Origin of the sequence: Neisseria sp. DTU_2021_1001991_1_SI_NGA_ILE_055 (genome assembly GCF_032342915.1) — a bacterium.
Classification (GTDB): domain Bacteria; phylum Pseudomonadota; class Gammaproteobacteria; order Burkholderiales; family Neisseriaceae; genus Neisseria.
In genome coordinates, this window is the sequence record NZ_CP135440.1 from 893,429 (window position 1) to 916,483 (window position 23,055).

Genomic DNA, 23,055 nt, shown 5'->3' on the forward strand with positions numbered 1-23,055 from the left:
TATCAGATGGCAGGAGCCTGAGTCTGATCTTGGATTTGGTTCACAGCAGACAGAGAGTAGTAGTCGCCGTGGCCGGTTACTTGGTAAGTGCTACCGTCAGCAAACTTGAAGTTTTCAACTTTGTGATCGTTACCGGTGAACCAGTCGTCGATGGTGATGCTGTCGTTAGTACCGACAGAAACAGTCAAGTTAGCACCTGATTTGCTCAGCAATACGTCAGAAGCTGCAACGCCTTTACCGAACAACAAGGTGTCATTACCACTTTCTTCACGGATAGTGTCGTGACCGTAACCTTTGTCGAAGAAGTAAGTATCGTTACCGGTACCACCGATCAGAATGTCGTTGCCGACACCGCCGTCGAGGTAGTCGTTACCGTCTTTACCCACCAGGCAGTCGTCGCCGGCCAAGCCGTACAGATGGTTGTCGCCACCGTTGCCTTCGATGTTGTTGTTCAAAGAGTTACCGGTACCGTTCAGGTTTTGCATACCTTGCAAAATCAGGTTTTCAACGTGATCGGTCAGCGTGTAGTCAATAACGGTACGGACAGTATCGATACCGGCGTGTGCATTGCCGTACTCGATAACTTGGTCGTTAACGTTGTCAACGAAATAAACGTCGTTACCGTCGCCACCGCGCATGATGTCTGCACCGGAACCACCGTTCAGGTAGTCGTTACCGGCACCACCTTGCAGGTAGTCTTTACCTTCTTCACCGTACAGAGAGTCACCGTCGGCATCACCGTAAATGGTGTCGTTACCGGCACCGGCGTAGATTACGTCTGTGCCGTTGCCACCGTAGATGATGTCTTCGCAAGCAGTACCATAAATGGTATCTTTAGCATCAGTACCGCGGATAACGTTGCCGTCTTTGCAGTCTTCAGCTCGAATGACATTACCTGGGTTTTTGTCTTCGTGACCGTATGAGTTGTTTTGGTTATGGTCGTCAACACAGTCTTTGCAGTCTGGCTCTGGCTTAGGCTCAGGTTTTGGTTCTGGTTTAGGCTCAGGTTTTGGCTCTGGCTTAGGTTCTGGTTTCGGCTCAGGTTTTGGTTCTGGCTTAGGCTCAGGTTTTGGTTGTGGTTTTGGTTCTGGTTGAGGTTCTGGTTGTGGCTCAGGTTTAGGCTCAGGTTTTGGTTGAGGCTTAGGCTGAGGTTTAGGTTGTGGTTTTGGACATGGGATCGGTTTGATTGGGTCGCAGTTGTAAGGTGGGCAAACCGGAACACATTTGTAGTTAGGCGTTTTTGCCGGTGGGCAGAAAGCCGCAATAGCAGAAACCAAACCGGTTACCGCGTTAACTACTGACACGCCGATGCTGGCAATGCTAGCGATGCTGCCGATAGAAACAGAAGATTTTGCTGCAGGAGCGCAGTAGTAAGAAGAGTAGGAAGCCTTAGGCGCAGGAGCGCAGTAAGAACTAACCAGGGGTCTAGTATAATACCCCCCGTAACAGTATGCCATAATAATTACTCCCAAAAGTTAATAAAATATTGGGTTGACGGAACGAGCAAATCCGCCCTTGCCCAATTATTATTTTAGTAATATTTTGCAAAATATTTACTCAAAAATATCAAACGGTAGAATTTACCGACAAAAGGACAGAAGCTCCCCTAATTTTAAATACCATTATCCTAACAATTATAAAAACATTAACATTGATTCACAATCTCTTAACCAATATAACTGCTTAATCCATCTAGTTAAAACCTATATTTTAACTATAGTTATAGTATATTATTAAAATATTGATAAATAGTTACATTATAGGTAGATAATATCGACTACTTACTCAAACACGGCCCTGTTTGTATTTTGTTCGATGCTAATAATGTGAATTTGTCTTATTTACATTATAATGACACGAATACCTATTCAACAGCCATCAGAGGAGATACTCAACCATGCGTACTTTATTGACCGGAGCCAAAGGTCAGCTTGCCCGTTGTCTGCGCGACCGCCTGCCCGAAGATTGGGAACTGATTGCTACCGACTCTACTTCGCTGGACATTACCGATACCGAAGCCGTGCATCACATGATCAAAAATTTCCAACCCGATGCCATCGTTAATGCCGCAGCTTACACTGCCGTCGATAAAGCAGAAGAAAACGCAGAGGCTGCTTTTGCCGTCAACGCAACTGCTGTTCACAACCTGGCAGCAGCTGCTCGCGTCGCACACGCCCGCTTTATTCATATTTCCACTGATTATGTATTCGACGGCGAAGGCAAACGCCCTTACCGCGAAACCGACTACACCAATCCGCGCAGTACTTACGGTCAATCCAAAGTAGCAGGCGAGCTTTTGGCTTTAGCCGCGCATCCGGAAAGTACAATCGTCCGTACTTCATGGCTGTTTAGCGAATACGGCAGCAATTTCGTCAAAACCATGTTGCGCCTTGCCAAAGAACGCGATTCCCTCTCCGTCGTTCACGACCAAACCGGCTGTCCGACTTATGCAGGCGATTTGGCACACGCCATTATCGAATTATTACAACAACCCACCTCCCCACGCGGTATCTTCCATTACTGTGGCAATAAATCGGCAACATGGTACGAATTTACCAAAGCCATCTTTCAGACGGCCCACCAATTAGACGACAGCTTCCGCATTCCGGAACTGAACGCAATCACCACCGATCAATATCCCCTGCCCGCCCCACGTCCGGCATACAGCATCATGGATTGCTCACGTCTGGAGACCGAATTCGGTATCAAACCGTCCGACTGGCAAAAAGCCCTGCGCGAAATTCTCCGCAAAATCGACTGATAAGCTGATCCATCTATATCAAGGCCGTCTGAAAACACATTTTCAGACGGCCTTTTTGTTTCTTTTATATATATCAAAAGCTTTATCTATCCAGTCTGACATTTGAAAAGTGCTACAATAGCCGTTTATTTTATTTTTCAGACGGCCTGACAATATGTGCAACCATCATCCCAAACATTCACATGACAACGACACCATCCGCATCCGCGGCGCGCGCACGCATAATTTGAAAAACGTCGATTTGGACATTCCGCGCCACAAGCTCGTGGTGGTAACAGGATTGTCAGGCAGCGGCAAATCATCGCTGGCATTTGATACTTTATATGCCGAAGGCCAACGCCGTTATGTCGAAAGCCTTTCCGCCTATGCCCGTCAGTTTTTACAGATGATGGACAAACCCGATGTCGATTTGATCGAAGGCCTGTCGCCCGCGATTTCTATCGAGCAAAAATCCACCAGCCACAATCCGCGTTCCACCGTCGGCACGGTAACGGAAATCCACGACTACCTGCGTCTTTTGTACGCCCGCGTCGGCACGCCGTATTGCCCCGAACACAATCTGCCGCTGTCGAGCCAAACCGTGTCGCAGATGGTCGATGCCGTGTTGAAGCTGCCGGAAGACACACGCGTGATGATTCTTGCGCCGGCTGTGCGCGAACGTAAGGGTGAGTTTGTCGATTTCTTTGCCGACTTGCAGGCTCAGGGCTTTGCGCGTGTACGCGTGGACGGCGAGGTCTATCAGTTGGATGAAGTGCCGAAGCTGGAAAAAAACATCAAACACAATATCGACGTGGTCATCGACCGCGTGAAAGTAAAAGCCGACATCAAACAACGTCTAGCGGAAAGTTTTGAAACCGCGCTACGTCACGGTAACGAGCGCGCGCTGGCAATGGAAATGGACAGCGGCGAAGAACATTGGTTTTCCGCGCGTTTCGCCTGCCCCGTGTGTTCGTACAGCCTGCCCGAATTAGAGCCGCGCCTCTTTTCCTTCAACAACCCGATGGGCTCCTGCCCGACTTGCGACGGCTTGGGCAACACCAACTTCTTCGATCCCGAAAAAGTGGTCGCCCATCCCGAATTATCCTTAGCAGCAGGCGCGATTGACGGCTGGGACAAACGCAACCAATTCTATTTCCAAATGATTCAATCGCTGGCGCATCATTATAAATTTGATGTCAATGCCGCTTGGGAAAGCCTACCGGAAAAAGTGAAAAAAGTCGTGTTGCACGGTTCGGGCAAAGAAGTCATCGACTTCACCTACCTGTCCGAACGCGGCACCACCTTCAACCGCAGCCACGCCTTCGAAGGCATCATCCCCAATCTCGAACGCCGCTACCGCGAAACCGACAGCGAAACCGTGCGCGAAAAACTACGCGAATACCAAAACCACCGCGCCTGCCCGAGCTGCGGCGGCGCACGTTTGCGCAAAGAAGCCCGCTACGTTTACGTCAGCGGCGAACCGTTGCACGAAGTCTCCGCCTGGCCGCTGACCAAAACCCACCAATTCTTCGAAACGCTGGATTTGGACGGCAACAAAAAACAAATCGCCGAAAAAATCCTCAAAGAAATCACTGAGCGGCTCGGCTTCCTGATTAATGTCGGGCTGGATTACCTGAATCTCTCCCGCTCCGCCGAAACCCTTTCCGGCGGCGAAGCCCAGCGTATCCGCCTCGCCAGCCAAATCGGCAGCGGCCTGACCGGCGTGATGTACGTTTTGGACGAACCCTCCATCGGCCTGCACCAGCGCGACAACGACCGCCTGCTCGCCACCCTCAAACGCCTGCGCGATTTGGGCAACAGCGTAATTGTGGTCGAACACGACGAAGACGCCATCCGCGAAGCCGATTTCGTCGTCGATATGGGCCCCGGCGCAGGCGAACACGGCGGCAACGTACTGATTGCCGACACGCCCGAAAACGTCGCCAAATGCGAAAAATCCGTTACTGGACAATACCTCAGCGGCAAAAAATCCATTGCCGTGCCGTCTGAACGCACGCCCGTCAATCCCGACCGAATGCTCGTCCTCAAAGGCGCGCGCGGCAACAACCTCAAAAACGTCACCCTCGAACTGCCGCTCGGTTTGATTACCTGCATCACCGGCGTATCCGGCAGCGGCAAATCCACCCTGATTAACGACACCCTCGCCAAAATCACCGCCCGCGAACTCAACCGCGCCCAAGAAGAACCTGCCCCATACGACGACATCCACGGCCTCGAACACCTCGACAAAGTCATCAACGTTGACCAATCCCCCATCGGCCGCACCCCGCGCTCCAACCCCGCCACCTACACCGGCCTGTTCACCCCCATCCGCGAACTCTTCGCCGGCGTCCCCCTCTCGCGCGAACGCGGCTACAACGTCGGCCGATTCTCCTTCAACGTCAAAGGCGGCCGCTGCGAAGCCTGCCAAGGCGACGGCGTGATTAAAGTCGAAATGCACTTCCTGCCCGACGTGTACGTCCCCTGTGAAGTCTGCCACGGCAAACGCTACAACCGCGAAACCCTCGAAATCCAATACAAAGGCAAAAACATCAGCCAAGTCCTCGACATGACCGTCGAAGAGGCCCGCGAATTTTTCGACGCCGTCCCCACCGTATCGCGTAAACTGCAAACCCTGATGGACGTAGGCCTCGGCTACATCCGCCTCGGCCAGTCCGCCACCACCCTTTCCGGCGGCGAAGCCCAACGCGTCAAACTCGCCTTGGAACTCTCCAAACGCGACACTGGCAGAACACTCTATATCCTCGACGAACCCACCACCGGCCTGCACTTCGCCGACATCGCCCTGCTGCTGGAAGTCATAGGCCGTCTGAAAGGTAAAGGCAACTCGATTGTGATTATCGAGCATAATCTTGACGTGATTAAAACTGCGGATTGGATTGTGGACTTGGGGCCGGAAGGTGGCGATGGTGGGGGGAGAATTATTGCTTCAGGTAGCCCTGAGCATGTGGCGAAGGTTAAGGGGAGTTATACTGGGAAGTATTTGGGATACATAATAAAATAATCATATTGACAGGAGTTTTTAATGACTAAATCAGCCACATCAGAACTTGAAAGATTGAAAAATAGGAAAAAGAATAAAGAGTCAATGAATCATATTTATGCAGAGAAGGGAAACAGTTACGTTATTCATTATTCTTGCGAGTCATTTTATGATGAACATAAAAAAGCATTTAAAACAGGAAGAGTAACATCTATAGGGCTCCGAAACTTAGAAGATGCTCAGACACATTATTGGTCAATTTGGCTATCGGCTGAAATTAAGAAAAAAGAAGATAAGATAGATGAGTCATTAGATGAACTTGAAAAAGATGTACTTGATAACTATTTCAACTTTATTAGAACAAACTCTAGAGCTCATTATATTCATTGGAATATGAGAGATATTAATTATGGTTTCCAAGCTTTAGAGCATCGTTATAGAGTTTTAGGAGGTGAGCCGACTACTATTTCAGATGATAAAAAATTTGATTTAGCACGTGCTTTAGTTTCTTTGTATGGGAGAAATTATGCAAGTCATGAGTATACAGACCAATATGGCAAAAAACATAAAGGTCGAATGATGGTACTTGCTGCTATGAACAAGGTAGCAACTAGGGATGCAATGGAAGGTGCTGAAGAAGCAAATGCATTTAAAGATAAAAATTATAAGGCATTGCATATGTCAACATTAAGAAAATTAGATATGTTAGCTAATTTTTTTGATAGGACTCATGCCAATACTTTAAAGAATAATGGAACATTTAGAGAAAAATACGGCTTCCATTGGTCTGTATTTCCAGAGATAGTGAAAGCTCATCCTCTATACACGGGACTTATCGTTATGGGTGGTTTACTTACTGTAGTATTACGATTTACTGATTCATGGAAAATTGTATCAAATTTGCTTAAATAAACTGTAAATCAGCAAGCCGTAGCCTGCATATCCAACCGACCGCGTGCGTGGCTGCGCCACACACCCTACTTGTGAGTCCACGAAACTTCAAAACCAACGTGTAGGGTGTGTGCGGTACGCACGCACGCGGTTGCTTGATTGGCGGTTTGCCGTTTCAACTTTTCAGGCGGCCTCCAATGCCGTCTGAAAACATCAGCTTCAACAAAGTTAAAACCTTAAACAACAAACCGTTCCTTTTCCAACACCCAAACCACAAGCCAAAAATCCTATGGCGCGTTATCGCAGCAAGCAGTATCCTGTATACTCAACCGACCGCGTGCGTGGCTGCGCTACACATCCTACCTGTGAATTGCACGGAACTTCAAAGCCAACGTGTAGGGTGTGTGCGGTACGCACGCAGTTATTTGATTGATGGTTTGCCGTTTCAACTTTTAACTTCGTTGAAGCTAGCGCTTTCAGACGACCTCCAATGTCGTCTGAAAGCATCAAATTTAACAAAGTTAAAATCTTAAACAACAACCCATTCCTTCTCCAACACCCAAGCCACAAACAAAAATCCTATGGCGCGTTATCGAAGAAACTTCATTGCTGGCGGCACATTCTTTTTCACCGTCAAACTCGCCGACCCAAAATCGCGCCTGCTTGTCGAACATATCGACTTATTGCGTGCGGCCTATATGGATGTGCAAAAACAATATCCCTTTGAAACCGTCGCCGTATGTGTACTGCCGAACCATATTCACGTCATTTGGACGCTGCCGCCCGACGATGCGGATTATTCCTTGCGCTGGCGGCTGATTAAAACCAAATTCTCCGTACATTTCCCACATGCCGAAAACCTGTCTGCCAGCAAACAGCGGCGGAACGAACGCGGTATTTGGCAACGGCGTTTTTACGAACACACCGTACGCGACGAAACGGATTTACAACGTTGCGCGGACTACATCCATTTCAATCCCGTCAAACATGGATTGTGCGACAATGTCCGCGATTGGGCGTTTTCGTCGTTCCACCGTTATGTGCGGGACGGATTGCTGCCGTTAGATTGGGGAGGCACAAAAGAAACAGCGGTAATGAGTTTTGGGGAATGAATGCGCTATAAAACACTACCGACCGCGTGCGTGGCTATGCCACACACCCTACCTGCGAATCATGCAGAACTTCAAAATATTAAAGTGTCAAGCATTGTTGTTTAATTTAATTAAAATCATGCAGCTGAAAGAGTCAGTCTATCTAAACATAAGGCCGTCTGAAATTTCAGACGGCCTTTGCTTTTTTAAGTAATCCTTTTTTAAATAATTACGCCGCTTTACGGTGATAATGTCTGAGCGCGTGTTCTTTACGTCGTCCGCTTGAGAAGGCGGATACGCGTTTTAGATAGCCGATGACGCGGGTGCCGTAGTCGATGTCGTGGCTGCCGCAGGCGGAGCAGGCGTGCAGGGTGCGTTTATCGATGTGGCCGCATTCGTTGCAGATGGTGATGCGTACGTTCACGCAGAAGTAGTTGCAGCCGGTTTGCGCGGCGATGTCCAAGAGCGAGCGGTAGCCGGATTTGGGCAGGGCTTCGTCAAGGTTCAGGTGCAGTGCGGAACCGCCGTCGAGCCAGTCCACCAGTTCTTTGCCGTGCAGCAGGAATTTGTCGAGCGCGTTGATTTCTTCGTCTTCGACGACGTAGAAATAGGAGTTGTAGCATTCGCGGCTGACTTGGTAGCCGTCGGCTTTGTCCCATTTGGCGTTTTTCACGCCGAGGTTTTCGGCGGGGACGAACTCGGTGTTGAACTTCACGCCGTAGTGTTTACTGGCGGCTTGGTTGGCTTCGAATATGGTTTTCAGACGGCCTTGGACGAAGTTGATGTAGTCGTCGTTGTAGCTGACCTTGATGCCTTGTGATTCGGCTGCTTCCGCCATGCCGTTGATACCGATGGTGAGGAACTGTTTGTCCAACGTGATGAAGCCTGCATCGTAAACGGGCAGCATTCCGGCGGCTTGGTATTCTTCCATCAGTTTGCGGTAGGCGTATTGGTATTTGTGGATTTTGGCGACTTCGGCGGCAAGGTCGCGCCCGTCTTGTTCCAGCCGGTTCATATTGATGGTGATGACGTTGATGGAACCGGTCGCCACGCCGCCCGCACCGAGGGTGTAGCTGAAGGTTCGGTCTTCGATGGCGTTGCGCAGGCGGCAGCAGGAAGCCAAGGAGTCGGGGTTGTCGGAAAGATAGACGAAGAAGGAATTGCCTTCCGCCAACTCTTTCGCCATTTCGTCGGCGAACACGGTGTCTTTGCATTTGCCGCCGTCGGTCAGCATCGCGGCGGTTACGACGGGGAAGGTCAAAATGGCTTTGGTGCGCTCTTGGTTAAACCATTTAAGGAAGAAGTTTTGCAACTTCGCCACGCTTGGCCACACTGGTTTGCTGAAATCGGGGAAGACGAAATCGCCGAACATCGCGTCAAAATAGTATTGATCGTAAACGGAAATATTCCAGAATACACTTTGATAACCGCGTGCGGCGGCGGGCTGGTTGATGCTGTACACCACCTGCTGCATATGGTTGGCGATTTCTTTGCCGTGGGTTTCCAAATAATCGTCGCCGTAGTCTTTGCGGGCGAAGTAGTCGAAATAAGTCAGAAATTCCACTGTCGCCACCGCACCGGCAAACTGCGCGCTGATGGCAAACACAAGGTTGATAAACGAACCGCAAAAAGATGCCAAATGTTGTGGCGCTTTGGATTCGCCGCCGAGTTTGCTTAAGCCGTCGAGCAGGAAGGGATACAGCGTAACCGACACACAATAAGGCTTGAGGCTGGTTTCGTCATGCACATAAATCTCATGCGCCTCAATCTGGCGGATGTATTCGTCAGCAACGGATTGGTCGAAAATTTCGGCGATTTTGCGCGACACTTGGGCGCGGTTAATCTGCACGAAAAAGTCTTTCATGATTTCCGCTTCCATCGTAGCGATGTTTTTTTGCGTTACGTTGGCATTGGCGTCCATTTTCGAGCCGTCCGCCGCGTTTTGCGCGCCGATGTAGTCACGCATGAATTGTAGTTTTCCGTTTAACTGTTCGGGATGCAGCCGAATCATGTTAATTCTCCTGTATGGTTTGGTTGATTTATTAAACAATGACGGTCAGGCCGTCTGAAACATCGCTGTCAGCGAATACAATAAATTCAATTTAAATCAGTGCAATACAGCACCGGGCTAAATTGAAGCCACTGGAAAAACTTTAGGCACAGGTTTGTCTTTGATAAACAAGCGGTTTAACACTTCGCCCGTGTGCAAATTGATAAACTTCTGATTGGTGGCCGGACTTTCCAAACCGCCCAACTCCATCTGCCAGCGGCCGGTTTTCAGATACGTCAGATAAGGCAGGATGCCGTCTGAAACCGCCTCCAGCTCTTCACGCTCCAGGCCGGTGTACAAGCAGGCTTTCAAACCCGCCTGCGTCACGATGGCCAGCATTTTCTGCAAGGCTTTCGGTTGCCACTCCCCGCCCATAAACAACACGCAGCTGATTAATCCGCGATAGCGTTTCAGACGGCCTTTTAAGTAATCCTCGGTCAATTCCGTGCCGATGCCCTCTTTCCATGTATCGGCACTATGGCAACCTTTGCAACGCAGCGGACAACCGGAAAACAGAAACGCCAGAGACACTTCGCCCGGCACTTCCTGCCATACAATTTGCTCGATTGTGAATTTCAAACCGCTCATTGCAATGCCATAAAACACAAAATATGGTGTGAATTAAAACACAATACTACTAGATATGGTATTTTATTTAACAATCCATCTTTATTTTGTAATAGGTTTTTATAATTTAATAGATTGTAAATTTCAATAATTACATCTACACGGCTCCTTTGATAAAGGCCGTCTGAAAACAATTTCAGTGCATTAATATAAAAAAAGAAAAGCAAACTCCGTTATAACAAAAACGGTTTTAACAAATCAAAAAAGGCCGTCTGAAATCATCTTTCAGACGGCCTTAATTTCAGGTTTTAACCCCGATTCGAACCTTTCACCATATCCATCAAAAACAATCGGCAATCCAAATTACCGTTAAACAAAGGAATTTTCCGCTTCGGAGAAAGGCGCATAAATTTCGGCATATCGCGATCGCCGGTAAACATTCCTACCAGCCAGCCGGCGTAATATTGTTTCAACCATGTACCGAGTTGCGGATATAAAGCCTGCAAAGCTTGAACTTCCGCAAGGCGCACGCCATAAGGCGGATTGGAAATCATAATGCCGTGTTCGCCGTTCGGCCGCGCGGCCTGCGCATCTTGCACGTCAAAACGGATGAAATTATCCACTTCGGCGGCTTGGGCATTGGCCAATGCGGCACGGATCATATAACGGTCGTTGTCGCTGCCGGAAATGGGCGCGGCGGCCGGTTTGATTTGTTTTTCAGCCTCACGGCGCAGGGCTTGCCATTTTTCTTTGTCGAAGTTTTGCAGTTTTTCAAAACCGAAACGGCGCATCAAGCCCGGCGCACGATGTGTCGCAATCCATGCAGCCTCAATGGCAATCGTGCCGCTGCCGCAAAACGGGTCTTGGAAAGGCTGCGTACCGTCGTAGCCTGCCAAAAGCAGCAGACCTGCCGCCAAGTTTTCCCTCAATGGCGCTTCGCCGGTATCCTGACGATAGCCGCGCTTGAAGAGTGCTTCGCCGGAAGTATCGATAAAGATCTCCACATTGCGCTCATCGATAAAGGCATGAATGCGGATATCGGGGTTGATTTTGCCCACGCTCGGACGCGCATCATAAATATCGCGGAAGGCATCGCAGACGGCATCTTTGATTTTCAAACCGACAAAATCCAAGCTTTTCACATTGGCGCGCTTGCCTTCGACTTTAACTTTAAAGGTCTGCTCCAGCTTAAACCAACCTGTCCAATGCAGATTTCGTGCCAGTTTGTAGATATCGTGTTCGTTGCGATAACCGCCTTTGGTCAAGCGCAGCAAAACGCGGCTGGCAACGCGCGAATGCAGGTTGATGCGGTACACCTGCTCCATCGTGCCTTTACATGCCACACCGCCGTCAACAGCACGGATATCCTGACATGCCATGCTGTCGAGCTCCTGCGTCAAAGGCGCTTCCAAACCGCGAGGACAAGTGATAAAAAGTGAATAAACCGTCATATAAGACCTTTCCGGGTAGAGCTATCCGAACCACTCGGATAACAAATAAAAACAATATTATAGCCGAAAACCAAAAGGCCGTCTGAAACTTCAGACGGCCTTTGAATAAAGCTTGCTTAGTGATCCAAACTATCGGTTTCCACCTTAACCGCTTTATCGGTTTTATCTTCCGGCAAAACCAAGTTCAACAATACCGCCATAATACCGCCTGCGGAAATTGAGTTTTGGAACAATACCGGCAGGTTTTTAAACACTTCCGGCTCAAACGCCACCCCCAGACCCAAACCGACAGAAGTTGCCGCGATAACCGCTTCACGGCGGCGAATACCGTGGCTGACCAAAATCCGCACGCCTGCAATCGCAATCAGGCCAAACATCAACACCATCGCGCCACCCAAAACCGGACTCGGAATCGTGGTAAACGCGCGCCCGATAACAGGGAACAAGCCCAACAATACCAAAATCGCCGCAATATATTTGCCCACATGACGCGAAGCCACGCCGGTCATTTGAATCACGCCGTTATTTTGCGCAAAAGTAGTCAAAGGCAAAGAACCCAACGCAGTCGCAATTACAGACACCAAACCATCTGCCAATACGCCGCCGCGCAGACGTTTGGTGTATTCCTCACCCTCAATCGGCTGCTCGGAGACCATTGCTGTCGCCGTCAAATCGCCAACTGCTTCAAATACGCTCAACAAGAAAATCGCACCGGCAACGATAAACGCGTGCCAATCAAATGCGAAGCCATATTTAAACGGAACCGGCAGGGTAATCAGCGGCAGGTTTTGCAGGGCGGAAAAATCTACTTTGCCCAAAAACAGCGCAACAATATAACCGACAATCAAACCTACCGCGATGCCGCTCATGCGCAGCAAAGGATTTTTCAAGCAGTTGAAAACCAAAACAATCAGCAACACCAGCGATGCCAAACCCAAGTTTTCCATCGAGCCGAACGTACCGTCTGCTTTCGCACCAAAGCCACCGCCGAAATCGGTAATGCCGACATGCACCAAGCTCAAGCCGATCAACATAACGACCACGCCGCTTACAGTCGGCGTAATCACTTTTTTCAGATAAGGCAAAAGCCAGGCAGAGAAGCACACTAAAAACGCACCAACAAAGGACACGCCCAAAAGCGTTGAAATCATCGCATCTTCAGTCAAACCGCCCTCTTTCATGCCGGCACCGAGCGCAATCATCACGGTAACAAAAGAGAAATTGACCGACTGAATCGACAACATGCCCGAACCGACCGGCCCGAAACGGTTGACCTGTAAATAAGTACCGACACCGGAAGCCACCATCGCCATCGACACCAAATAAGCCGTCATTTCAACCGGCAGCTCCAACGCCCCGCCGACAATCAGCGCCGGCGTAATCATCGGGACAAAAATAGCCAAAAGGTGCGTAACCGCACTCAACAACGCATTCCCAAACGGCGGCTTATCTTCCAAACCGTAAACCAAATCAGGCGAACCGGCCTGTTTATCTGTCATTTCGGCCATGATGACCCTTTCTTAAGAATCGTTAAAAAATATTAAGATGCGCATTTTAACTAATTTAAAATGTATCAGCAAATTCAAAATCATCAGGCCGTATGAAAGTTTTGCCCAATCATTTTCAGACGGCCTCAAACAGCCTTAACACATTTTAATCCTTGACAGTATTTTTCCATCTTAAAACAAACAAACTAATGATTTAAAAATGTATTATTCATTAAGATAATGACAAATCACGATTAAACGGCCCGGCCTCATAGCGGATATGTTTCACACAAACAACAAAGTAAGCTACAATCCGATGAATAATCCACCCACACCATAAAATTAAAGGTTTCCGTATGTTAAAAGGCAGTCTGGTTGCCCTGATTACTCCGATGAATCAAGACGGCAGCATCAACTACGAACAACTTCATGACTTAATCGACTGGCACATTGAAAACGGCACCGACGGCATCGTCGCAGTCGGTACCACCGGCGAGTCAGCCACCCTGCCTGTCGAAGAACATTTGGCCGTTATCGAAGCCACTGTCAAACACGTCAACAAGCGCATTCCCGTTATCGCCGGCACAGGCGCCAACAATACTGTCGAAGCCATCGCCCTTTCCAAAGCCGCCGAGCAAGCCGGTGCGGACTACACCTTATCTGTTGTTCCCTACTACAACAAACCTTCGCAAGAAGGCATTTACCAACATTTCAAAGCCATCGCCGAAGCCACTTCGATTCCGATGATTATTTATAATGTTCCCGGCCGCACCGTCGTCAGCATGAGCAACGACACTATTTTGCGCTTGGCTGAAATTCCCAATATCGTGGGTGTCAAAGAAGCCAGCGGCAAAATCGGCAGCAATATCGAATTGATCAACAGCGTTCCTGAAGGTTTTGCCGTGTTCTCCGGCGATGATCCTACCGGCCTGCCTTTCATGCTGTGTGGCGGTCATGGCGTAGTAACCGTCGCAGCCAACGTTGCACCGAAACTCTTTGCCGATATGTGCCGAGCCGCCCTTGAGGGCGATATTGCGACCGCCCGTCGTCTAAACGAGCAACTTATCCCAATTTATAACACCATGTTCTGCGAGCCCAGCCCGGCCGCGCCCAAATGGGGCCTGAGCTTATTGGGCAAATGCGAGCCCCATGTTCGTCTGCCTTTGGTAGCACTGACCGAAGCCGGTCAAGCCAAAGTCCGAGCCGCTCTGGAAAAATCAGGACAAATCTGATCCGGAAATAAGGCCGTCTGAATCCCAAACACCCTTTTCAGACGGCCTCCCTGTTAAGAACTTCATCCACAGGAAAACAAGATGACTTATATCAAACCCATCGTAGTAGCCCTCGCCCTGATTAGCATGACTGCCTGTTCCGGCAGCAAAAAAGAACAACCCAAACTCGACTATCAAAGTCAATCGCACCGCCTGGTCAAACTGGAAGTACCACCTGATTTGAATAACCCGGACCAAGGCAACCTCTATCAATTACCGGCAGGCAGCGGTGCAGTCCGTGCCAGCGACTTCAACAAACGCCGCACTCAAGCCGTACAACAACCTGCCAATGCAGAAGTTTTGAAATCCGTTAAAGGCGTACGCCTTGAGCGTGACGGCAACCAACGCTGGTTGGTTGTCGATGGCAAATCGCCTCGCGAAATTTGGCCGTTGCTGAAAGTGTTCTGGCAAGAAAACGGTTTCGACATCAAATCCGAAGAACCGGCCATCGGCCAAATGGAAACCGAGTGGGCTGAAAACCGAGCCAAAATCCCTCAAGACAGCCTGCGCCGCCTGTTGGACAAAGTCGGCTTGGGCGGCATCTACTCCACCAGCGAACGCGACAAGTTCATCATCCGCATCGAACAAGGCAAAAACGGTTCAACCGACATCTTCTTCGCCCATAAAGGCATGAAAGAAGTTTATGCCGACCGTAAAAAAGACACCACCATGTGGCAGCCAAGCGAGAGCGACCCTAACCTCGAAGCCGCATTCCTCGCCCGCTTTATGCAATACTTGGGCGTTGACGGCCAACAAGCCGAACAGGCCCTGACCCAAAGCGTTGCCGCCCGCAGCAATGCTTCTGAGTTGGCCCGTGTGGACAACGGCACCCTGCTGCTGGCAGGCGATTACGGCCGCAACTGGCGCCGTACCGCCCTTGCGCTTGACCGCATCGGCCTGACTGTTATCGGTCAAAATGCCGAACGCCGCGCTTTCTTGGTTCAACAAGCCCCAACCGAAGGCGAAGCAGTTGCCAATAAAAAACCCGGCCTGTTCAAACGCGTATTTGGCAAAGGCAAAGCAGAAGCACCAAAAACTTATCCTGAAATCATCGTCTATGTTGAGCCAATCAACAATGGCGCACGCCTCCATCTGTTGAACAAAGACGGCAGCCCATACAAAGGCAGCGATGCCTCCACATTGTTGAGCCGCCTGCACACAGAATTGCGTTAATCCGTTATTCGACTTAAGGCCGTCTGAAATATTCAGACGGCCTTTTTAACGAATCCAGCATGGTTTCAAATTCCCAATCTGACGTTATAATCAGAATATTTTTCTCCCTTAACCAAGCTGCCATGACCCGACAAAAAGCCTATCTGCTCCTGACCGCCCTGTTTACCCTGATGTTTATCGTACTGATTCTGTTGGGCGCTTATCTTCTGAGCATTCACAGCAAACAATTTGCCGTTGCCGCCTTTCTGTTTGCCTTTGCCGCCGTTTTTGCCCAAATCGGCAGCCTTGCCCTTTACATCCGCCACAAAGCACGCGCACAAATGGCTCGTATGCAGCAAACCGAAAACCATTAAGGAAAAACCATGTTTGAAAAAATCGTCCTTGCCAGTGGCAACGCAGGCAAACTCAAAGAATTTTCCCGCCTTTTTGCTGACTTAAACATCGAAGTCCTGCCACAATCACAGTTCAATACGCCCGAATGTCCCGAGCCGTACCATACCTTTGTTGAAAATGCCCTGGCTAAAGCACGTCATGCCGCCAAATACAGCGGCTTACCGGCACTTGCCGACGATTCCGGCATCTGCACCAACGCCTTAAACGGCGCACCCGGCATTTTCTCCGCACGTTATGCAGGCGAAAACCCCAAATCCGATACCGCAAACAATGCCAAACTGTCCGCCGATCTTGCCGATAAAGACGACAAAAGCTGCTACTACGTCTGCGTGCTCGTCCTCGTCCGCCACGAAAACGATCCGCAGCCCATCATCGCCGAAGGCATCTGGCGCGGCCAATGGCAGGCCGAAGCAGCCGGCACAAACGGCTTCGGCTACGACCCTCATTTCTATCTGGCCGAACACAGTTGCACCGCCGCCGAGCTTGACCCTGAAATCAAAAATGCCGAAAGCCACCGCGCCCAAGCATTGCGTGAATTGTTAAGAAAAATCGAGTCCTTATAAACCAAAGGCCGTCTGAAAACCTGAAACGTTTTTTTAGATGTTCCAAATCCAATAAATAATAAAAGAAATCCATGTCCCCTAAGCAAATCTTGATTGTCGCCATCCGCTTGGTCGTTTTAATCGGTATCGTACAAACGCTTGGCAGCATCGCTACCATATTCGCACAGTCAGAAAGCATGTATGACAGCAAACAAATCTCATCCGTACTGATGCTCTACGGCTTGTATTTAATTGCATGGCTGCTGCTATGGTGTTTCCCTGCCGCCATTGCCAACCGCCTGTTGCCCGAACATCTGCAAACCGTACAGGAAGCCCCAAAACACCCTGCACCATGGCTGACGACCGGTATTGTATTAATAGGCGTATATACTGTTTTCCAAGCTATCCCCGACCTAATTTACCAGTTCTCTCTCTATCTTTTTGTACAGTCTATTGCTATCGACACACATACATCCGTTTGGGCGGACCTCGGCGCACAAAACCAAGCCGGTATACTTGCCAACATCGCGCAGCTTTTTATCGGCATTTTCCTGCTATTTGGTGCACCCAAACTCTCATCTTGGATGCGCAAAAGACTTTAACTACATAAAAACAACAGGCCGTCTGAAACCTTCAGACGGCCTACCTCACATTCATTCCCATGCCCAAGCCCACACCTGAAGAATTGGCAGCCTTTGCAAAACACGTTGCTGCCTTTATCCCGACTACGCCTGACGAACTTCTTCAACTCATTGACAGTCAAGAAACTGCTATCGTCTTTTTAGGAAAACCAAGTTGTTCATACTGTCGCCGTTTTGTTGCAAAACTGTCTACTGTTTCCTTAAACAAGCAGCTTACCATCCGCTTTACAGACAGCAGCAACAAAGCGGCTTTGAAAGATTTTCGTGAAAAACACGGCATCAAAACTGTTCCCGCATTACTCAACATCTCACAAGGCAGAATAAAATTTGTCTGCAATTCCAAATTATCAGAAGAAGAAATTGAAGCTTTTTTGAGCGCTTAGACTGCGCAAATTTCCTACTGATTACTTTCCCAGCCGACATTTCAGTTAAAATAAGGCCCTAAAAATTTCAGACGGCCTCGAGCCTCAACACATATCATGACCCAAATTACCTTCCAACGCCCCGGCCAGCTAACCGCCCTGCCTCCTTTATCACTCTATATCCACATTCCGTGGTGCATCAAAAAATGCCCGTATTGCGACTTTAATTCACACAGCCTGAAAAACGGCCTGCCGGAAGAAGCCTATATCGATGCCCTATTAACCGACTTGCAGCTTGAATTGCCCAATATTTGGGGCAGACCGGTGGAAACCATATTCTTCGGCGGCGGTACGCCCAGCCTGTTTCAAGCGAAATCGATTGACCGTTTGTTAAGCGGCGTGCGTTCATTAGTGCGTTTGCAACCCGAAGCGGAAATTACTTTAGAAGCCAATCCGGGCACATTTGAAATTGAGAAATTTCAAGGATTTAAAGATGCAGGCATTACGCGTCTATCTATCGGCGTGCAAAGTTTTAACGACGATATGCTTGCTCGATTGGGACGTGTTCACAATGGCAAAGAAGCCCTGACAGCCATTGATACTGCCTTGAAATTATTTGAAAAAGTCAATATCGATTTGATGTACGCCCTGCCAAACCAAACGGTTCAGACGGCCTTAAACGATGTGCAAACCGCTATTGCAACAGGCGTATCGCATATCAGCGCATATCATCTGACCATGGAGCCGAACACGCCTTTTGGTCATACGCCGCCAAAAGATTTGCCGCAAGATGAAGCAGCATTGGATATTGAAGATGCCGTACACGGCGCGCTGGAAGGCGCGGGCTTTATTCACTACGAAACATCGGCTTTTGCAAAACCAGCCATGCAGTGCCGCCACAATTTGAACTACTGGCAGTTCGGCGATTATTTGGGCATCGGCGCGGGCGCACACGGAAAAATTTCCTATCCCGACCGCATCGAGCGCACCGTCCGCCGCCGTCATCCCAACGACTATCTTGCCGCCATGCAGAGTAATCCGCATGAAGCAGTTGAACGCAAAACCGTTGTTGCCGAAGACCTTCCATTCGAGTTCATGATGAACGTCCTGCGCCTGACCGACGGCGTACCTGCTGCAACGCTGCAAGAACGTACCGGCGTACCCACTGCAAAAATTATGACACAAATCGAAACCGCCAGACAAAAAGGCCTGCTTGAATCAGACCCGACTGTGTTCCGCCCGACCGAACAAGGCCGTTTGTTCTTAAACGACTTGTTACAGTGTTTTTTATAAGTTTATCCAAGATGAAAGAAAGCTATCCAAAGAATTTCAAACCGCATAAAATTAAGAATGGCAAAGCATAAGTTGTTTGACTTGAAGACGAAAACTATAAAAAGCTTTGTAATCACTTGGTGTTACAGGGATTGCAATTCTACGGTTATTTGGAGCAATTAATGCTGGATGTTTTTTGCCAAATTTTACTTTCCAGCCTTCTTTGATCTTGGTTTTGACCAATTTATCTATTTTAGAATTTGTACTATATCTGTGCATTTATCTTCTTTCTTAGATTTTTAGAAACCGTTACTGACCTCTCAATCAATAACGGTCCAGATTTTTATTAGTATAGGGAATTATTTACTTTTAGCAGGGTTATTACCACGACCTCCACCAGAAGGGTTACCTGTTCGGCTTGGCCAGTTGGGATTTGTATTACCAGTATTATTGGTTGCCATAATTGTTTCCTTTTAAAATTGATAAGAAGATTATCCGCTGATGGATATTTAGCGAATATGGTCATGATAAATTCGGCACTCGGACAAACAGCGACAAAATTAGGGACAAATAGGAGTTTATAATGAAAAATAAAGAAATATTTTCTAACTTTATGAATTTAAAGAATTTTAAAAACTGGTCGAATAATGACCTGGCTAAAGAGGTTTTCAATATTTTACATGATGACGAAATTCGGTATCTATCCAGCGCTGAAGAGGAAAAAGAGATAAGGTTATTCTGCGAAAGATTTTCTAAAGGACTAGAGCGATTAAAAACTAATGATAAACTAGAACCTAGTTTTAAACTATATGAAGATAAAAGTAGAAAAATTACTTGGAAGCAATGTTGGGAAGCAGTATCTAAAAAATACCCTGATGTGCAAAATCAAAGTGAAGTATTAGATAATATCGATAATGATAAAGAACTAGAAATAAAAAGAATTATTGACAAAACAATAGAAACTCAAGAAATACTTTCTTGGGATAGTGATTTGCAAATTTACTTCAATGCCGCAACCTTATTTTATAACAACAAACCTAAATCCATTCTAGATGCTTGGGAGTTATTAGATAAAAATTACAATGAACAGAAGAGATTAGAGAACTTAGCAGAAAAACATAACATAGGGAGTTTACAGACTTACTTAGGTAATTTTTATTTTTACAAAAAACAAAAATACTCCAAATCCTTGGAATTTTATAAATCAGCAGCCCAAAATTATGATGTGTTAGCTCTCTATCAATTGGGACAGATTTATGAAATTGGCGTAAATGGACATATTGAGAAAGATATTGATAAAGCAATAGAATATTATAAAGGAGCTACTAAATATGACTTTCCTTTTGCATTTAATAAATTAGCATATTTATCTTATTGCACACGAAAATATCAACAATTTTTTGAATATGCAAGAAAATCAGCAGAAATTAACGGATTTAATCCATTTCCTATTATTGAAGAAGGGCCGATAATGCTTGATATGGATGGGAATATTAAACGGTCAAATAAACAGCAACAATTTCCAAATTATCTTGGAGTGTTATATTTAGGTTTCGCATATCAGGAAGGACTTTGGGTTAATAAAAACCTGTCAAAAGCAATTCAACAATACGAGCATTTTTTAGAATTTCCATTTAACCATTGGACTCAACCTGTTTTAACAAGGTTATTTCTTTTACTCAAAGAATGTGCCCAAAACGAAGAAGATATAACCAAAGCTAAAAATGCTTTTTATAAATTGAAAGAATTAATAATTAAAAGTTTGGATGCAGCTTGGGAAAACACGGATTCAAGTATATTGAAATTTGAAGATAATTTATTAGGATTAAATCCTGATTTAATCAATGACATTGAAAATGCAAAATATTTTTCCCATAATAATGGAAGCTCTATCCTTTTAAAATCAATAGTTAAACGATTTACATCATAAATATAGCCTCAGATACAGATGTAGAGCTACTGGAGTAAATTCGATAATCTGAAACAAATTATCTGTTGACGTACGCATGAGATTCTAATAATATGATACTTATTATCAAGTAACAAAAGGCCGTCTGAAACCTGTTTCTCAGGATTTCAGACGGCCTTTTAACTTCTTTAAATATATCTAACTTTTTGCTGCTTTTACTTTTTCTGCAAACCACAGCGCCGCAGCCGTACCTGCCATATCGGCAATGCCGTCCGCGATTGAACCTTGGCGCGTAGTAGTCAGAAATGCCTGAGCCAGCTCGCTTCCTACTGCAAATAATAAAGCGGCAAACAGAATGCCTTTATAGGGAATATTCCTATTGTCTTGAATAAATATTTTTGCACACAACCATGCCTGACCGAAAAACAGTCCGAAATGGCCGACTTTATCAAAATGGGGAAATGGTGGAGCGCTATTGCCGCCCTCTTTGAAAAGTAAGGCATAAATGGCGGCGGCAAACCAGATTAAGGCAGCGGCAGTAAATTTGTTTAATGGCAAGGCTTTCATTTGTCGGCCTCTTCATCCAGCCATGTTTGACAGATGCCTGCCAAGCGGACAAATTTTCCACCCCGCGCCTTCAAAATATCACGCCATTGTGCTACTTCTTCTGCATCCGGAGCATCTTCAATACTGCATTCGTAAAGGCAGAAGTCTAATGTTTCTCCAACAACGCCGGGGGCTTCGGTCTGCATCAGGCTGGTCAGTTCGTTCATATTTACTGTTTCTTTAATTGGTTTATCGCTAGCCAGACTGCGCCGTCTGTTTTCAGGCCGTCTGAACATGATGTGCAAGGCTGCCCGTTTGATTTGGGCACGCTTACTTACTGTGTAAAAAACGTGTTGCCTCTTCCCATTCGCCATTCAACACGGCCGGCAATCCTTGCAGGGATTTGGCGATGGCGTCATCGATTTGCTGTCTGTGTTCCGCCGACGGTTTATTCAATACATAACCGACAACCAGATTACGGTCGCCAGGATGATCAATACCTAAGCGCAAACGGTAGAAATTAGGCGTACCCAAACGAGCCTGAATGTCTTTGAGGCCGTTATGTCCGCCGTTGCCGCCACCAAGTTTGAATTTGATACGGCCGCATGGGATATCCAGCTCGTCATGAACCACTAAGATTTCCTCCGGCTTGATTTTGTAAAACTGAGCCAAAGCGGCAACAGCCTGACCGGAGCGGTTCATAAATGTCATGGGTTTGAGCAGCCAAACATCACCATCAGGCGTAGTGGCGCGCGCTACTTCGCCGTAAAATTTCTTCTCGTCTTTAAAATTGACTTTCCATTTCCACGCCAGTTCATCCAACAGCCAAAAGCCGACATTGTGGCGCGTTTGTTCGTATTCTTGGCCTGGATTACCCAAACCGACGATTAATTTAATTTTCAAGCTCATTACTGTTCTTTCAGTTTGACAGGCCGTCTGAAAAAGTTTCAGACGGCCTTGGATTTATTCTTGCCCTGCGCGTTTACGTCGCGCTTCTTTCGGATCAATCAACAATGGACGATAAACCTCAATCCGATCGCCATCTCGCAACACCGTCTCGTCTTTCACCGCCTTGCCGAAAATACCCAAAGGCGCTTGCCGCAAATCCAACTCTGGAAACTCTACCTCCAAACCGCTTTGCAGGGCGGCTTCGCGTACGGTTGTCCCTTCGGCAACGGTCATGTTCTTCAACACTTGCCTATCGGCCAGTCCGTAAACAATTTCAATCTCAAGCATAGCGGCGGTCGGCCTCTTTAATAAAAGCATCCACCAGCGTGCCGGCGAGGTGGCCGAACACCGGGGAAATCATGGCAGAAAGTACGGCATTGGAGAAATCGTATTCTAATCTGAATTCGACTTTACACATATCATCGCCCAAATCGATAAATTTCCAAGTGCCGCGCAGGGTTTTAAACGGCCCTTCGAGTAAATCCATGCGGATTTCCTGCCCCGGGATATTGTGGTTGTGCGTTGCAAACGACTGCTTAACGCGCATATAGTCCATAAACAGGCGCGCTTTGAGCTCGTTGCCTTTGCGTTCGATGACTTCGGTCTTGCTGTACCACGGCAAAAATTTTGGATAGTCCTCAACTTTGTCCACCAGCTCAAACATTTCCTTAGCGCTATGCAGCACCAATACATTTTTCTCAACTTTTTTCATGTTGG

23 protein-coding genes are annotated in these 23,055 nt (G+C 47.5%); 12 read left to right on the plus strand and 11 right to left on the minus strand.

Going from position 1 to position 23,055, the window contains the following annotated elements; genetic code table 11:
- Nucleotides 1–2 precede the first annotated feature (2 nt).
- Nucleotides 3–1,457, minus strand: a complete 1,455-nt coding sequence (locus tag RRV97_RS04110; protein ID WP_410505880.1) for a calcium-binding protein — start codon at nucleotides 1,455–1,457, stop codon at nucleotides 3–5.
- A gap of 440 nt (nucleotides 1,458–1,897) precedes the next feature.
- Between RRV97_RS04110 and rfbD the strand changes: the two genes are divergently transcribed.
- From rfbD to RRV97_RS04130, 4 genes are all read left to right on the plus strand, one after another.
- Nucleotides 1,898–2,761 (plus strand): dTDP-4-dehydrorhamnose reductase, encoded by an 864-nt coding sequence (gene rfbD, locus RRV97_RS04115; protein ID WP_315612061.1) that lies wholly within the window; start codon nucleotides 1,898–1,900, stop codon nucleotides 2,759–2,761.
- Nucleotides 2,762–2,915: 154 nt separating this feature from the next.
- Complete coding sequence (uvrA, locus tag RRV97_RS04120; RefSeq protein WP_315612062.1) at nucleotides 2,916–5,765, plus strand: excinuclease ABC subunit UvrA; 2,850 nt, start codon at nucleotides 2,916–2,918, stop codon at nucleotides 5,763–5,765.
- A 21-nt stretch (nucleotides 5,766–5,786) separates the two neighbouring features.
- Nucleotides 5,787–6,656, plus strand: coding sequence for a hypothetical protein (locus RRV97_RS04125; RefSeq protein ID WP_315612063.1), 870 nt, complete (start codon nucleotides 5,787–5,789; stop codon nucleotides 6,654–6,656).
- A 560-nt stretch (nucleotides 6,657–7,216) separates the two neighbouring features.
- Entirely contained in the window at nucleotides 7,217–7,747 is a 531-nt protein-coding gene (locus RRV97_RS04130; RefSeq protein WP_315612064.1) for an REP-associated tyrosine transposase, read from the plus strand.
- A 208-nt stretch (nucleotides 7,748–7,955) separates the two neighbouring features.
- Here RRV97_RS04130 and nrdD read toward each other — a convergent pair whose 3' ends face one another.
- From nrdD to RRV97_RS04150, 4 genes are all read right to left on the minus strand, one after another.
- Complete coding sequence (gene nrdD, locus RRV97_RS04135) at nucleotides 7,956–9,737, minus strand: anaerobic ribonucleoside-triphosphate reductase (protein ID WP_315612065.1); 1,782 nt, start codon at nucleotides 9,735–9,737, stop codon at nucleotides 7,956–7,958.
- A 117-nt stretch (nucleotides 9,738–9,854) separates the two neighbouring features.
- A complete protein-coding gene (gene nrdG / locus RRV97_RS04140; RefSeq protein WP_315612066.1) occupies nucleotides 9,855–10,364 on the minus strand; it encodes an anaerobic ribonucleoside-triphosphate reductase activating protein in 510 nt (169 codons plus the stop codon).
- Between the two features lie 287 nt (nucleotides 10,365–10,651).
- Nucleotides 10,652–11,794: a class I SAM-dependent RNA methyltransferase gene (locus RRV97_RS04145; RefSeq protein WP_003746986.1), complete on the minus strand. Its 1,143-nt coding sequence runs from the start codon at nucleotides 11,792–11,794 to the stop codon at nucleotides 10,652–10,654.
- A gap of 116 nt (nucleotides 11,795–11,910) precedes the next feature.
- Nucleotides 11,911–13,302, minus strand: a complete 1,392-nt coding sequence (locus tag RRV97_RS04150; protein ID WP_315612067.1) for a nucleobase:cation symporter-2 family protein — start codon at nucleotides 13,300–13,302, stop codon at nucleotides 11,911–11,913.
- 335 nt (nucleotides 13,303–13,637) lie between these two features.
- Here RRV97_RS04150 and dapA point away from each other — a divergent pair, with 335 nt between their 5' ends.
- The 7 genes from dapA (at nucleotide 13,638) to hemW (ending at nucleotide 18,956) form a co-directional block, all read left to right on the plus strand.
- Nucleotides 13,638–14,513, plus strand: a complete 876-nt coding sequence (dapA, locus tag RRV97_RS04155) for a 4-hydroxy-tetrahydrodipicolinate synthase (RefSeq protein ID WP_315612068.1) — start codon at nucleotides 13,638–13,640, stop codon at nucleotides 14,511–14,513.
- Nucleotides 14,514–14,594: 81 nt separating this feature from the next.
- Entirely contained in the window at nucleotides 14,595–15,725 is a 1,131-nt protein-coding gene (gene bamC, locus RRV97_RS04160) for an outer membrane protein assembly factor BamC (protein WP_003746991.1), read from the plus strand.
- Between the two features lie 122 nt (nucleotides 15,726–15,847).
- Entirely contained in the window at nucleotides 15,848–16,078 is a 231-nt protein-coding gene (locus RRV97_RS04165; protein ID WP_003679018.1) for an NGO_0222 family membrane protein, read from the plus strand.
- A 9-nt stretch (nucleotides 16,079–16,087) separates the two neighbouring features.
- Nucleotides 16,088–16,681, plus strand: coding sequence for an RdgB/HAM1 family non-canonical purine NTP pyrophosphatase (gene rdgB / locus RRV97_RS04170; protein WP_315612069.1), 594 nt, complete (start codon nucleotides 16,088–16,090; stop codon nucleotides 16,679–16,681).
- A gap of 71 nt (nucleotides 16,682–16,752) precedes the next feature.
- Entirely contained in the window at nucleotides 16,753–17,262 is a 510-nt protein-coding gene (locus RRV97_RS04175; protein ID WP_315612070.1) for a hypothetical protein, read from the plus strand.
- A gap of 59 nt (nucleotides 17,263–17,321) precedes the next feature.
- A complete protein-coding gene (locus RRV97_RS04180) occupies nucleotides 17,322–17,684 on the plus strand; it encodes a thioredoxin family protein (protein WP_315612071.1) in 363 nt (120 codons plus the stop codon).
- A gap of 96 nt (nucleotides 17,685–17,780) precedes the next feature.
- Complete coding sequence (gene hemW, locus RRV97_RS04185) at nucleotides 17,781–18,956, plus strand: radical SAM family heme chaperone HemW (RefSeq protein WP_315612072.1); 1,176 nt, start codon at nucleotides 17,781–17,783, stop codon at nucleotides 18,954–18,956.
- A gap of 51 nt (nucleotides 18,957–19,007) precedes the next feature.
- Here the strand turns inward: hemW and RRV97_RS04190 are convergent, their stop codons facing one another.
- Nucleotides 19,008–19,214, minus strand: a complete 207-nt coding sequence (locus RRV97_RS04190) for a phosphoribosylglycinamide formyltransferase (RefSeq protein ID WP_107769408.1) — start codon at nucleotides 19,212–19,214, stop codon at nucleotides 19,008–19,010.
- A 304-nt stretch (nucleotides 19,215–19,518) separates the two neighbouring features.
- Here RRV97_RS04190 and RRV97_RS04195 point away from each other — a divergent pair, with 304 nt between their 5' ends.
- Entirely contained in the window at nucleotides 19,519–20,865 is a 1,347-nt protein-coding gene (locus tag RRV97_RS04195; protein WP_315612073.1) for a hypothetical protein, read from the plus strand.
- A 177-nt stretch (nucleotides 20,866–21,042) separates the two neighbouring features.
- On the opposite strand, the gene RRV97_RS04200 is transcribed toward RRV97_RS04195, so the two are convergent.
- The 5 genes from RRV97_RS04200 to RRV97_RS04220 form a co-directional block, all read right to left on the minus strand.
- The gene (locus RRV97_RS04200) at nucleotides 21,043–21,411 is read right to left on the minus strand and encodes a VanZ family protein (protein ID WP_315612074.1); all 369 of its coding nucleotides are present in this window, start codon (nucleotides 21,409–21,411) and stop codon (nucleotides 21,043–21,045) included.
- The gene (locus RRV97_RS04205) at nucleotides 21,408–21,617 is read right to left on the minus strand and encodes a dioxygenase (RefSeq protein WP_070850571.1); all 210 of its coding nucleotides are present in this window, start codon (nucleotides 21,615–21,617) and stop codon (nucleotides 21,408–21,410) included. Before RRV97_RS04205 ends, RRV97_RS04200 begins: the two co-directional genes overlap by 4 nt.
- Nucleotides 21,618–21,720: 103 nt before the next feature.
- On the minus strand, nucleotides 21,721–22,299 hold the full coding sequence (pth, locus tag RRV97_RS04210; protein ID WP_070837715.1) for an aminoacyl-tRNA hydrolase: 579 nt from the start codon (nucleotides 22,297–22,299) through the stop codon (nucleotides 21,721–21,723).
- Nucleotides 22,300–22,353: 54 nt separating this feature from the next.
- Nucleotides 22,354–22,626: an RnfH family protein gene (locus RRV97_RS04215; protein WP_315612075.1), complete on the minus strand. Its 273-nt coding sequence runs from the start codon at nucleotides 22,624–22,626 to the stop codon at nucleotides 22,354–22,356.
- Nucleotides 22,619–23,050 carry a type II toxin-antitoxin system RatA family toxin gene (locus RRV97_RS04220; protein WP_003683270.1) on the minus strand — a complete coding sequence of 144 codons (432 nt, stop codon included), beginning with the start codon at nucleotides 23,048–23,050 and terminating at the stop codon, nucleotides 22,619–22,621. The genes RRV97_RS04215 and RRV97_RS04220 overlap by 8 nt, the downstream gene beginning before the upstream one ends.
- Nucleotides 23,051–23,055 lie beyond the last annotated feature (5 nt).